Below are 11,931 nucleotides of genomic sequence, written 5' to 3'. Positions count from 1 at the left end.
CAGCATGAGCCTGACCGTCCTGATGAACGCCGGGCCGTGGCTGTCCGTGCCGCCGCCCGGCTACGGCGGCATCGAGAACATCATCGCCACCCTGGTGCCGGAGCTGCGCAGGCTCGGCGTGCGGGTGGTCCTCGCCTCCGTCGACAGCAGCAGCCTGCCGGTGGACGAGAAGATCTCCGTCTTCCCCGACGGCCAGTTCGACGCCCTCCAGCGGCCGTACAACCAGGTCTGCGGCATCGCCCAGGCGCACCTGGGCGGGGTGGTGCGGGCGCTGCACACCCGCGACGACATCGACCTGGTCCACGACCACGTGGAGGCGGTCGGCCTGGCGACCCTCGCCGCGATGGGCCCGGACGCCCCGCCGGTGCTGCACACCCTGCACTGGGACCTGGCCAAGCATCCGGCCCTCTACGGCAACCTCGACGGCGGCGACCGGGTCCGGGTCAACGGGGTGTCCGCCTCGCAGCTCGCCCGCGCCCCCCGGGCGCTGCGCGACCACTCGGTCGGCCACGTGCACCTGTCCACCCCGCTCGCGGTCGACGCGGACCGGCGCCCCCGGCCGGACAAGGGCGACTACCTGATCATCCTGGGCCGGATCAACCCCGGCAAGGGCCAGGACGTCGGCGCCCGGCTCGCCCAGCGCGTCGGCGTGCCGCTGGTGCTCGCCGGCCCGGTCGGGCCGTACCACCGGCCGGAGGACCTGGCCGCGGCCGGCGACGAGGCCCGACAGAACCCGGACGTGCGGTTCTTCTACGACGAGGTGGCCCCGCACGTCGACGGCGACCTGGTCCGCTGGGTCGGCACCGTCGCCGGGCAGGAGCGCGACGACCTGCTGGCCGGCGCCCGCGCCTCGCTGTTCCCGCTGCGCTGGGAGGAGCCCGGCGGCACGGCGGTGGTCGAGTCGCTGGCCCTGGGCACCCCGGTGGTGGCGACCGCCCGTGGCTGCCTGCCGGAGCTGATCGAGCACGGCCGCACCGGCCTGCTCACCACCGACGAGGAGGAACTGGCCGACCTGGTCCTGGCCGCGAAGGCGCTGGACGCCGACGAGTGCCGGCGGGAGGCCGCGACGCGGTTCACCCCGGCGGTGATGGCGCAGCGGTACGTCGGGCTGTACGAGCAGGTCCGCCGGGGTGCCACCGCACGCCACCTGCAACCCGCCTGACATCGGGGCCCCTGCCGGGCGTACGCGGACGGCGGGGGCCTCGCGCGTCCCCGGCCCGGCGGCCGGTTTACGGGCGGCGACGGCGGGAACGCGCGCCGCGAGACTTCCCGTACCCGGTGAGGAGATCGCGGTGACCGGTCCGATGGCCCACTCGCGGGCCCGACGCAACCCTGCCGACGGCCGCGCCCCCGTGCGCCGTGTCGCGGCCACCGTCGGCGTGGTGTTCCTGGTGATCGGGGTGCTCGGCTTCATCCCCGGGGTCACCACGTACTACAGCGACCTGCGTTTCGCCGGGCACGACTCCGAGGCGAAACTGTTCGGGCTGTTCCAGGTGTCGGTCCTGCACAACATCGTGCACCTGCTGTTCGGGATCGCGGGCCTGGCGCTGGCGCGCACGGTCTCCGGGGCGCGCGCGTTCCTCGTCGGCGGCGGGGCCATCTACCTCGTGCTGTGGCTGTACGGCCTGGTGGTCGACCACTCCAGCGGGGCGAACTTCATCCCCGTCAACGGTGCCGACAACTGGCTGCACCTGTTCCTCGGCGTCGGGATGATCGCGCTGGGCGTGCTCACCACCCGGGGCCAGAACCGGCGCTGACGGGGCTCCGTTTCACCCCGTCCCGTGCCGGGTATCTGCGGATCACCCCCCGACACGGAAACGAGGACCGCGCATGTCGAGCCGGATCACCTGCGAGGTCCGCGACGAGGCGCCGGTGACTGTCGTACGGCTCACCGGTGCGCTCGACCTGGCCACCATGCGCCCGGTGCACCAGGTCCTGGACCGGTGCCTCGCCGACCAGCCCGACGCCCTGGTGGTCGACCTCGGCTCCGTCACCGTGCGCGACCGGTTGGCGCTGTCGGTGTTCACCGCCGCCGCCCGGCGGGCCGCTGACTGGCCGGCCGTGCCGTTCGTGCTCTGTTCCGCGCCGCCCGACGCGGCGGGCTGGCTGGCGGAGTCGACCGTGGGCCGGGTGGTGCCGGTGCGGCGGGACTGCGCCGAGGCCACCCGGACGGCGGGGGCCGCCGCCGCGCCCCGGCTGCGCGCCCGGCTGGAACCGGTCGCGGGGGCCTGCCGGCGGGCCCGGGAGCTGGTCACCGACGCCTGCGGGCGGTGGAACCTGCCGGAACTGGTCGGCCCCGCCTCGGTGGTGCTCAGCGAACTGGTCGGCAACGTCGTGCGGCACGCCGGCACCCCGATGCAGGTGACGCTCACGCTGCGCCGGTCGTACCTGCAGGTCGCCGTGGCCGACGGCAGCGGTGGGGCGATCCGCCCGAGCGCGGGCAGGGACCTGCGCGCCGAGGGCGGCCGGGGGCTGCTGCTGGTCCGGGAGCTGGCCCAGCGGTGGGGCAGTTCGCCGGTCGGGGACGGCAAGGTCGTCTGGGCGATGCTGCCCGCCACCTGACACCTCTCACCCGGAATTGACCGAAATTACCGCTCTCGCCTGGTTACATGGTGGGAGGGCAGGGTAAGCACGCCCGTCCTTTCTGTCGTGACGACGGGGTGAGAAGCGATGCCCAAGCGGGTAACCACGGAACCCGGACGAGACCGAGGCCCCGCGATCCTCGCGCCGGCCCGCTTCGGCGGCTACCCCGGCCCACTGCGGCCGGCGCTGCCCGGGGCCAAGCTGCTCAAGCTGCTCGGCACCACCGACGCCAAGCAGATCGGCCTGCTGTACCTCGTCACCTCGTTCGTCTTCTTCCTCATCGGCGGGGTGCTGGCGCTGATGATCCGGGCCGAACTGGCCCAGCCCGGGATGCAGTTCCTCTCCCCCGAGCAGTACAACCAGGCGTTCACCATGCACGGCACGATCATGCTGCTGCTGTTCGCGACGCCCCTGGTGTTCGCGTTCGGCAACTACATCGTCCCGTTGCAGATCGGCGCCCCGGACGTGGCCTTCCCCCGGCTCAACGCCTTCGCCTACTGGCTGTACCTGTTCGGCGGGACCATGGTGGTCGCCGGGTTCTTCACCCCGAACGGGGCCGCCGACTTCGGCTGGACCGCCTACACCCCGCTGAGCCAGCAGCAGCACTCCCCCGGCATCGGCGGGAACCTGTGGGTCGTCGGCCTGGTCATCTCCGGCCTCGGCACCATCCTCGGCGCGGTCAATCTGATCACCACCACGCTGACGCTGCGCGCCCCCGGCATGACCATGTTCCGGATGCCGATCTTCACCTGGAACCTGCTGCTCACCAGCCTGCTGGTGATCCTGGTCTTCCCGCTGCTGGCCGCCACGCTGTTGGCGCTCGCCGCCGACCGGCTGCTCGACGCTCACGTGTTCGACCCGGCCACCTCCGGGCCGATGCTGTGGCAGCACCTCTTCTGGTTCTTCGGCCATCCCGAGGTGTACATCATCGCGCTGCCGTTCTTCGGCATCATCACCGAGATCATCCCGGTGTTCGCCCGCAAGCCGATCTTCGGCTACACGGGACTGGTGCTGGCCACCATCGCGATCGCGGTGCTGTCGATGACGGTCTGGGCGCACCACATGTTCGCCACCGGCCAGGTGCTGCTGCCGTTCTTCAGCATCGTCAGCTATCTGATCGCGGTGCCCACCGGGGTGAAGTTCTTCAACTGGATCGGCACCCTGTGGAAGGGCCAGCTCACCTTCGAGACGCCGATGCTGTTCGCCATCGGCTTCCTGGTCACCTTCCTGCTCGGCGGGCTCACCGGGGTGCTGCTGGCCAGCCCGCCCGCCGACTTCCAGGTCACCGACACGTACTTCGTGGTGGCGCACTTCCACTACGTGATGTTCGGCACCATCGTCTTCGCCGCGTTCGGCGGGGTGTACTTCTGGTTCCCGAAGATGACCGGTCGGCTGCTCGACGAGCGGCTCGGCAAGATCCACTTCTGGACGATGTTCCTCGGCTTCCACGCCACCTTCCTGGTGCAGCACTGGCTGGGCGGCGAGGGCATGCCCCGCCGGTACGCCGACTACCTGCCCGGCGACGGCTTCACCACCCTGAACGTGATCTCCACGGTGGGGTCGTTCGTCCTCGGCGTGTCCACGCTGTTCTTCATGTACAACGTGTGGAAGTCCTGGCGGTTCGGGGCGATGGTGACGGTCGACGACCCCTGGGGCTTCGGCAACTCCCTCGAATGGGCGACCACCTGCCCGCCCCCGCTGCGCAACTTCGACCGGATGCCGCGGATCCGCTCCGAGCGCCCCGCGTTCGACCTCAAGTACGGTCACCTCGTCGCCGACCTCGGCCGGGACCTGCCGCAGCGCACCACGAAGCCGCCGCAGACCTTCTCCGAGGAGCTGCACCACGAACGACATGTGCCGGAGTCCCCGTCGGGTGAGGGCGCGCACGGAGCCCAGGAGGCCGTCGAGTACCAGCCGGCGCCGCAGTCGGGGGCGCGGCCGGTGGACGTGCCGGACCCGGAGGAGATCCGCCGGCCCAGCTTCGAGCAGACCGACGCGCCGGAGGCCGAGGCGCCGGGCGCGGAGCCGGCCCAACGGGAGAACGAGCGGTGGCGCCACCCGCGCAGCCAGGACGACACACCCGAGCACTGAGCCCCGGGCGACACGCGGCGGGGCGGGCCGGTCACCCGGTCCGCCCCGCCGCTCAGTCGCGGGGCGGCTGCGGGGCGGTCGCCCGGTCGCCGTTGTGCCGCGCCGAGACCCGCGCCCTGCCCCCCTCGGACTCGGCCGCGCCGTTCTGCCACGGCGACGCGGCGTCGGCGAGCATCGCCTGCCGCAGCCAGGTCAGCGCCCGCGACAGCAGGCGGGACACGTGCATCTGGGAGATGCCGAACCGGGCGGCGATCTCGGCCTGGGTCTGGTTGCCGTAGAAGCGCATCGCCAGGATGCGCCGCTCCCGCCAGGGCAGCCGGTGCAGCAGCCCGCTGACGGTGACCCGGTCGTCGACCGACTCCAGCGCGTTGTCGCTCTCGCCGACCAGGTCGCCGAACTCGGCCGAGCTCTCCCCGCCGACCGGCGCGTTGAGCGAGGCCGGGCTGTACCCGGCGGCGGACTCCAGGGCCGCGAGGATCTCCTCCTGCGGGGTCTCCAGCCGCTCGGCCAGCTCCGCCACGGACGGGGCCCGGGACAGCTCGCTGGTCAGCGCCGCGGTGGCCTGGCCGACCTCCAGGATCAGGTCGCGCAGCCGGCGGGGCACGTGCACGCCCCAGGTCCGGTCCCGGAAGTGCCGCTTGATCTCGCCGACGATGGTGATCGCCGCGTACGCGGTGAACGAGCCGCGCTCCGGGTCGTACCGGTCGACGGCGTTGACCAGCCCGAGCCGGGCCACCTGCTCCAGATCCTCCAACGGCTCACCCCGCCCCCGGTACCGGCGGGCGAGCCGGCCGGCGAACGGCAGCGCGAAGCGGACCAGATCGTCGCGCGCCTCCTGCCGCCGCTCGGGGGGCAGGCCCTCGATCCGCGCCGCGTACGCCAGCGCCGCCGCGTCGAGGTCCTCCAGACCCCGTTCGGTGGGTGGTGGTGTGGTCGTGGTGGTCTGTCCGAACATCCGCGCCTCCCTCAGGAAGGTCCCCGCCTGATCGGGAAAGCCGGTCGCGTGCGTGGTCGAGCCACGCACCGGGCCGGAAGTGGGTCACCTGACGTGAATCGTCGAGGAGCGTCTACCACAGGCTGCGCGGCGTGGCCGGGCCGTCGCAGCCAGCGGTGTTCCCGCTCCGTAGGTACTCAATCACGGCGGCCCGGGGTCGCGAGGATGTTTCGGCCGGCTGGTGCGACCGGCCTCGGCGTGGCTGCGCGGCGGGCGGTTCGACACCGGCCGGGCGCCACTCCAGGCGCGGCGGATCGGGTCAGCAGACCACCAGTCCCTGGTGGCCGGCCCCGGCGCGCAGCGCCTCGACGGCGGTCTCGATGGGCAGCGGCGGCGGCACCGGCAGGTCGTACGGCTGGGCCCGCAGCACCTCGGTGGCGCGGCGGGTGGGCACCGCCGTGACCGGATAGCCCCGGGCCGCGGTGCGGTCCAGCGCCCGGCGGCGGCTGCCGAAGGCGGCCACCGCCAGCCACTGCGGCAGCCCGGCCAGGGCCGGCGAGCGCATCCCCGGCGACTCCGGCAGCACGTCCACCGAGCTGAACGGCTCGCTGCCGGCGAGCCACCACTCCACCGCGTCGACGGCGCGTCGGGTGGCGTTCTCGCACCAGTACGGCACCAGCCCGGCCCGCAGCACCTGCCACGGGTCGAGCAGCCGCCCGCACTCGACGACCAGCCGGTCGCCGGTCTTGCCGGCCCGCCGCAGCCACGCCCGGTACAGGTCCGCGACCGCGCCGCTGAGCGACTCCACCCGGGGGAACAGCACCCGGTGCAGCCGGTGCCCGCTCCGCCCGGCCAACGCCCGGACGGCGAGCTCGAACCCGGGTTCCACGCCGTGCTCGGCGTAGCCCTGCGGGGCGTGGAACTCCGGCGGCTCCCAGCGGGAGCCCTCGCCACCGGCGGAGCGGAGCACCTGGCGCAGCGCGTGCGAGTCCGGGTGGAAGTCCACCGGGTCCAGCCCGCTGGCCGGGGAGCCGGCCTGGAAGCTGTGCCCCAGCCCGAGGTCGTGCACCGGCCACGTCCGGGCGTCACGCAGCAGCAGCAGCGGGGCGCCGGGCTCGACCCGGTCGGCCAGGAACCGGGCATACGCCGCCGGCAGGCGCTGCCAGCGCACGGCGAGCGAGACGGTCGCCCCGGCGAGCGCGCCCCGGCTGGCCGGACAGTGCACCTGCCGCACGTGCACGTCGGGGTTGCCGGCGACCAGCCGGGCGGCGAGCGCCGCGCCATGGTCGAGGGCGGCTCCGGGGCGGTCCACCGCCCCCCGGCTCCAGTGCACCGTCGTCTCGAACGCGGCCGGCAGCCAGGGCACGCCCAGGGCCACCGCCAGGTGCGCCGCCGCGCCGTGCGGGGAGCCCAGCACCACGCCCGGGTAGCGGCGGCGCGGGTACTGGTCGACGATCCACCGCGCCACCCGTGCGGCGTCGACCTCCGCGGTCTGGTCGGGGGTGAGCGCGACCCGTCCGGCGGCCCGGGCTGCGGCGGCTCGGCGCACCGGCTCGGGCGCGCCGGTGAGCCGGGACAGCGCGCCCGGCTGGCCCATGTCGGCGCAGTCCTGCCCGCGCAGGGCCCGGGCCGCGGCGGCGACCAGGACGCGGCCGGTGCTGCCGACCGCCACCACCCGGTCCCCGGCCAGTCCGGCCCCGTCCGCCGTGAGTCCCCCACGCACCGGGTGCGCGGGTCCCAGCCCGCTTCGCTCGATCGCCACGCGGCCCGGCTTCCCGTCCCGATGGGGTCTAAACGGGGCCTCCGCCACCCGCCGGGGGCATTCCCCGTTGGACGGGCACTTGCCCCCTGCGGTCCCCGCCGTGCCGGCTGGGCGGGGCGTCCGACGCCGCGCCGGATGGGCCGCGCCGCCCGGGGCGGGCGGGTTTCGACGTGTCCCCGACGGGGATTGTGCGCCATGGCTACCGACGACGCCCCGGCGGCGACCATCACCCCGTACGAGGACGGCCCGTTGCTGGTCCGCGGCGACTTCGCCCTGGTCACCCCCGAGGGCCGGACCATCGACGCGCGCCGGGGCACCGTGGCGCTGTGCCGGTGCGGCAGGTCGGCGCTCAAGCCGTTCTGCGACGGCACGCACAGGGCGGTACGGTTCCGCGCCGGCACCGACCGGGAGGGCTGACCGCCCGGCCGACACCGCCCGCACGAAGCTGCTCCCGGGCCGCGCCGGGGCGAACGCGAGCGGTCAGGCGACGGCGGTGACCGCCGGGCGGTTCACCGGCCGCAGCGAGCTCTCCCCTCGGGCCCAGGCGTCCAGGACATGCCCCGCGAAGAGGCCGTCGACCGCCAGCGCCGCCGCCGCGCCGAAGATCAGGTCGGGTACGAGCGCCGGTTCGGCCCTGGCCAACCCGCCGCACAGGTCGTGCGCGGCGACCTGCTCGTGCACGGCGTCGGCCTCGACGTGCTCGTCGTAGAACCGGGTGGCCGCCTCGTCCAGGCCGAGCCGGCGCAGGCCGTTGCCGTAGCGGCGGTTCGGCAGCGAGGAGGTCATCTCGAACGCCGCCAGGTGGCCCAGCAGCGCGCCGCGCAGCCGGCGGTGCAACCCGAACAGGGAGATCAGGTTGTTGGCGGCCAGGGTGACCGCCGGGACCCGGTCCAGGTGGGCGGCGTAGCCGATGTCCAGGCCGAGCCGGTCCATGGTGCGCCGGAACAGCTCGGCGTGCATCCGGTCCAGCCGCCCGTTGCCGTACTCGTCCATCTGGATCTCGACGAGCGCGGCCTTGGCCGGCCCGCCGAGCCGGGGCAGTCCCCAGCTGTGCGGGTCCGCCTCCCGCAGGTGGTAGACCGAGCGGTGCACGACGAACTCGCGGAACTGCTCCAGGGTCGCCCGGTGCTGCACCGTGACGGCCAGCGCCGGGCCGTCGTCGGCGGCCACCAGCTCGGCCAGCGCCCGAGGTACGCCGGCGGGCGGCACCGCCGGCGACGGGCCGGTCAGCCGGCGCAGCGCCGCCTCGAAGACCCGCTCGGCCCCGGCCCGCAGGGCCAGCAGGCCGGGCTGCCACTCCCAGTGCTCGGCCACCCCCGCCCAGCCCCGGTAGTGCAGCTCGTAGCAGAGGAAAAGGGTCAGCTGGAGGTCCTCGTCGATGATCGGGCCGAGCCCGCCGTCGTCCGGGGCGAACCGGGCACCGAGGCCCACCGGCGGGTCGTGCGGTGGCTGGCGCAGCGCCGCCACCAGCGCGGCGGAGACCGGGCCCCGGGCCCTCGGCAGGGGCGCGGGACCGTAGCGACGGTCGGCGGGCTCAGGCATGGCTCTCCTCGCGGGTGCCGGCGTACCCGGCGGGTGCCCCGGCCCGGCGGGACTAAACGAGGTCGTCGGCCTCGACGACGACCCCGGTGTCGAGCATCCGCTCCCGGACCAGCCGGGCCGCGGTGCCGTCGGCGAACAGGCCCCGCAGGTCGGCCAGCGCCGGCTCCGGCGGGCGCAGCGGCACGGTGGGGTCGACCACGGCCTCCAGCACGCTCGGCCGGTCCGCGGCGAGGGCCTCGTCCCACGCCGCGCCGACCAGTTCCGGCCGATCCACCCGGACGCCGTGCAGGCCGAGCAGCCGGGCCCACCCGGCGTACGGCACGTCGGGCTGGCGGGCGGACGCCCCGGCGGGTGACCGGCCGCCGCCCGTGCCCGAGTGGTCGCGGTTGTTGAGCACCAGCACCACCAGCCGGGGATCGGTCCACTCCCGCCAGTGGTGGGCGACGGTGATCAGCTCGGCCAGGCCGTTGAGCTGCATCGCGCCGTCCCCGGCCAGCGCGATCACCGGCCGGTCCGGGCGGGCCAGCTTCACCGCCACCGCGTACGGCAGGGCGCAGCCCGTCGAGCCGAGGGTGCCGCAGAGCTGGGCGGTCACCCCGGGCGGCAGCTCCAGGTGCCGGGCGTACCAGTAGATGACCGAGCCGACGTCGACGGTGACCGCGGCCGAGCGGGGCATCCGGGCGGAGAGCTGGTGCAGCACGAGCTGCGGGTTGACCGGCTCGCCGGGCTCCCCGGCCCGGGCCGCCGCCTCCTCCCGCCACCGGTCCACCGAGCTCTCCACCGTCCGGCGCCAGTCCCGCCGGGACCGGTCGGGCACCCGGTCGAGCAGCGCGCGCAGCGTCTCACCGGCGTCGCCGACCAACGGCACGTCCACCGGGTAGCGGCTGCCGATCCGGCGACCGTCGATGTCGATCTGGATCGTGCGGGCCTGCCCTGGCATCGGGTAGTAGTCGGTCCACGGATCGTTGGTGCCGACCATCAGCAGGGTGTCGCAGCCACCCATGAGCTGCGCGGCGGCGGTGCTGCCGACCTCGCCGAGCACCCCGGTGTGGAACGGCAGCCGCTCGTCCAGCACCGGCTTGCCGAGCAGGCTGGTGGCCACCCCGGCGCCGAGTCGGTCGGCCAGCGTCAAGATCTCGTCGGCCGCGCCGTGCGCGCCCTGACCGACCAGGATCGCCAGCCGGCCGCCGGCGCCGAGCAGGGACGCGGCGGCGGCCAGGTCGGCGTCGTGCGGGAGCACCCGGGCCAGCGGCTCCCCCGGGGTCGCCGACGTCACCCCGGCGGCCTGCGGCAGCAGGTCGGGCACCACGGCCGTCTGCACCTCCCGGGGCAGCACGACGCAGGTCGGACTGCGGGTCGCGGCGGCGGTGCGGAACGCCTGGTCCAGCACGCCGGGCACCTGCTCGGGCGCGCGCCCGTACCGGACGAACTGGTTGCAGACGTCGCCGAAGAGCCGGCTCAGCCCGATCTCCTCGTGGGCGCCGCCGAGCGGACCGGTGATGTCCTCCCCGACGATCGCCACCATCGGCTTGCTGTCCAGTTTGGCGTCGTACAGGCCGTTGAGCAGGTGGACGGCGCTGGGCCCCTGGGTGGCCAGGCAGACGCCGATCTCGCCGGTGAACTTGGCGTGCCCGCTGGCCATGAAGGCGGCGGTCTCCTCGTGCCGGGCGGGGACGAACTCCGGGTCCCCGCCCGAGCGGTCCAGGGCCGCGACGACCGGGGCGATGGCCTCGCCCGGGCAGCCGAAGACGCGTGGCACCCGCCAGGCCCGCAGCCGCTCCACCACCAGGTCGGCCCCCGTACGCTCAGCCATTTCCCCGCCCGGGGGTGGCGGCGTCGACGTAGCGCAGCACCGCGCCCACCCCGTCGGTCAGCTCGGGCGCCTCCTCGGGGGCCAGCACGGTCAGCTCCGCGTCGGTGCCGACCAGCGCCCGGACCAGCGCCGCGTCGGCGCGTACCCGGTGCGGGTCGGGCACCGACATGGCGGTGAGCAGCCCCGGGTCGGTGGAGATGTCGGTCGGCCGCGGGCCGATCCACAGCTCCTCCGTGGACGACGGGTCGTCCACGATCAGCATGGTGTCGACCTGGTTGCGTTGCAGCGCCCACACGACCGAGTCGAGACCCGCCCCGACGTCCTCCTGCATGCCGAAGCGGTCCAGTGTGGCGGTGACCCGCTGGTCGGCCACCTCGGCGATGGTCTGCACGGTGAGGTCGTCCATCAGCGTCGGGTCCGCCCCGCCGTGCCGCGACCCGGCGTCGGTACGCACCACCACGTCCTGCCAGCGCTCGGGAAGCTGGGCGGCGATCATGCCGGTGGCCCGTACGTCACCAGCGACCACCAGCACGTCCGCGCCGACCTTCTCGGCCAGTTCCACGGTGGCCGCCGCCACGTCGCCGGCGTTGTGGTGCCACGCCTCCGTGGCGGCCCGTTGGTAGCGGGACTGCGACCAGCCGCCCGGTTTGACCCGGCGCAGCTGGAAGTCCTCCCGGCCGGTGATGTGGGCGCGGCGGGGCACCCCGCCCGCGCTGACCGCCACGGCGTCGGCGCCGGTCCGGTCGGCCAGCACCCGCACCCAGGCGATCTGTTCGCCGCGCTGGGCGAGCAGCGGCATGGTGTGCGGCAGCTCCGAGACCGCCGCCAGGTCCCGCAGCGGCGGCGCGGACAGGTACTCGCTGAGCACCGCCCGGCCCCGGGCCGCGAACACGGCGATGCCGTAGTCGCCGGGCATCGGGTCGTGGCCACGGACCACCCGCTCGACGGCGTCCACGGTCGGCGCGTCGGCGCCCTGTGCCAGCAGTTCGCCCTTGAGGGCCCGCCAGCGCAGGTCGAGCGCCGGACGGGCGTCCTCGGTGTCCCGGGAGGCGTCCAGATATACCGAGCACCACGGCCCGGGACGGTTGTAGAGCGGGCGCAGGAAGGACAGCTGCATGCTCGACCCCTTTCCAGCTCGGCCCCCCGCTTACCCGCGCCGGTGGCCTTGTCACCTGACCGCGCCACGAACGTGACTCACGTTCATTC

Annotated in this window: 9 protein-coding genes and 1 pseudogene; 5 read left to right on the top strand and 5 right to left on the bottom strand. The window is 74.6% G+C overall.

Annotated elements, in window-relative coordinates; translation table 11 throughout:
* Nucleotides 1–4: 4 nt before the first annotated feature.
* From OG617_RS27635 to ctaD, 4 genes are all read left to right on the top strand, one after another.
* On the top strand, nt 5–1,162 hold the full coding sequence (locus OG617_RS27635) for a glycosyltransferase (RefSeq protein WP_405095864.1): 1,158 nt from the start codon (nt 5–7) through the stop codon (nt 1,160–1,162).
* Between the two features lie 142 nt (nt 1,163–1,304).
* Nucleotides 1,305–1,757 (top strand): DUF4383 domain-containing protein, encoded by a 453-nt coding sequence (locus OG617_RS27630; RefSeq protein WP_405103982.1) that lies wholly within the window; start codon nt 1,305–1,307, stop codon nt 1,755–1,757.
* Between the two features lie 73 nt (nt 1,758–1,830).
* Nucleotides 1,831–2,562 (top strand): ATP-binding protein, encoded by a 732-nt coding sequence (locus OG617_RS27625; protein ID WP_405095863.1) that lies wholly within the window; start codon nt 1,831–1,833, stop codon nt 2,560–2,562.
* 108 nt (nt 2,563–2,670) lie between these two features.
* On the top strand, nt 2,671–4,674 hold the full coding sequence (gene ctaD, locus OG617_RS27620) for a cytochrome c oxidase subunit I (protein WP_405095862.1): 2,004 nt from the start codon (nt 2,671–2,673) through the stop codon (nt 4,672–4,674).
* 82 nt (nt 4,675–4,756) lie between these two features.
* Here ctaD and OG617_RS27615 read toward each other — a convergent pair.
* Nucleotides 4,757–5,629 (bottom strand): annotated as a pseudogene (locus tag OG617_RS27615) (SigB/SigF/SigG family RNA polymerase sigma factor); the annotation flags it as partial.
* A 298-nt stretch (nt 5,630–5,927) separates the two neighbouring features.
* Nucleotides 5,928–7,331 (bottom strand): hypothetical protein, encoded by a 1,404-nt coding sequence (locus OG617_RS27610; protein ID WP_405103980.1) that lies wholly within the window; start codon nt 7,329–7,331, stop codon nt 5,928–5,930.
* Between the two features lie 234 nt (nt 7,332–7,565).
* Here OG617_RS27610 and OG617_RS27605 point away from each other — a divergent pair, with 234 nt between their 5' ends.
* A complete protein-coding gene (locus OG617_RS27605) occupies nt 7,566–7,787 on the top strand; it encodes a CDGSH iron-sulfur domain-containing protein (RefSeq protein WP_405095861.1) in 222 nt (73 codons plus the stop codon).
* Between the two features lie 63 nt (nt 7,788–7,850).
* On the opposite strand, the gene OG617_RS27600 is transcribed toward OG617_RS27605, so the two are convergent.
* Genes OG617_RS27600 through OG617_RS27590 form a run of 3 tightly spaced genes read right to left on the bottom strand, consistent with a single transcriptional unit; the run spans nt 7,851 to nt 11,842 of the window.
* Nucleotides 7,851–8,912: an iron-containing redox enzyme family protein gene (locus OG617_RS27600; RefSeq protein WP_405095860.1), complete on the bottom strand. Its 1,062-nt coding sequence runs from the start codon at nt 8,910–8,912 to the stop codon at nt 7,851–7,853.
* Between the two features lie 52 nt (nt 8,913–8,964).
* Nucleotides 8,965–10,725 carry a thiamine pyrophosphate-binding protein gene (locus OG617_RS27595; protein WP_405095859.1) on the bottom strand — a complete coding sequence of 587 codons (1,761 nt, stop codon included), beginning with the start codon at nt 10,723–10,725 and terminating at the stop codon, nt 8,965–8,967.
* Nucleotides 10,718–11,842, bottom strand: a complete 1,125-nt coding sequence (locus tag OG617_RS27590; protein ID WP_405095858.1) for a Vms1/Ankzf1 family peptidyl-tRNA hydrolase — start codon at nt 11,840–11,842, stop codon at nt 10,718–10,720. The genes OG617_RS27595 and OG617_RS27590 overlap by 8 nt, the downstream gene beginning before the upstream one ends.
* Nucleotides 11,843–11,931 lie beyond the last annotated feature (89 nt).

Source organism: Micromonospora sp. NBC_01412, assembly GCF_045040215.1.
Classification (GTDB): domain Bacteria; phylum Actinomycetota; class Actinomycetes; order Mycobacteriales; family Micromonosporaceae; genus Micromonospora; species Micromonospora rubida.
This window is presented reverse-complemented; position numbering and strand designations above follow the sequence as displayed.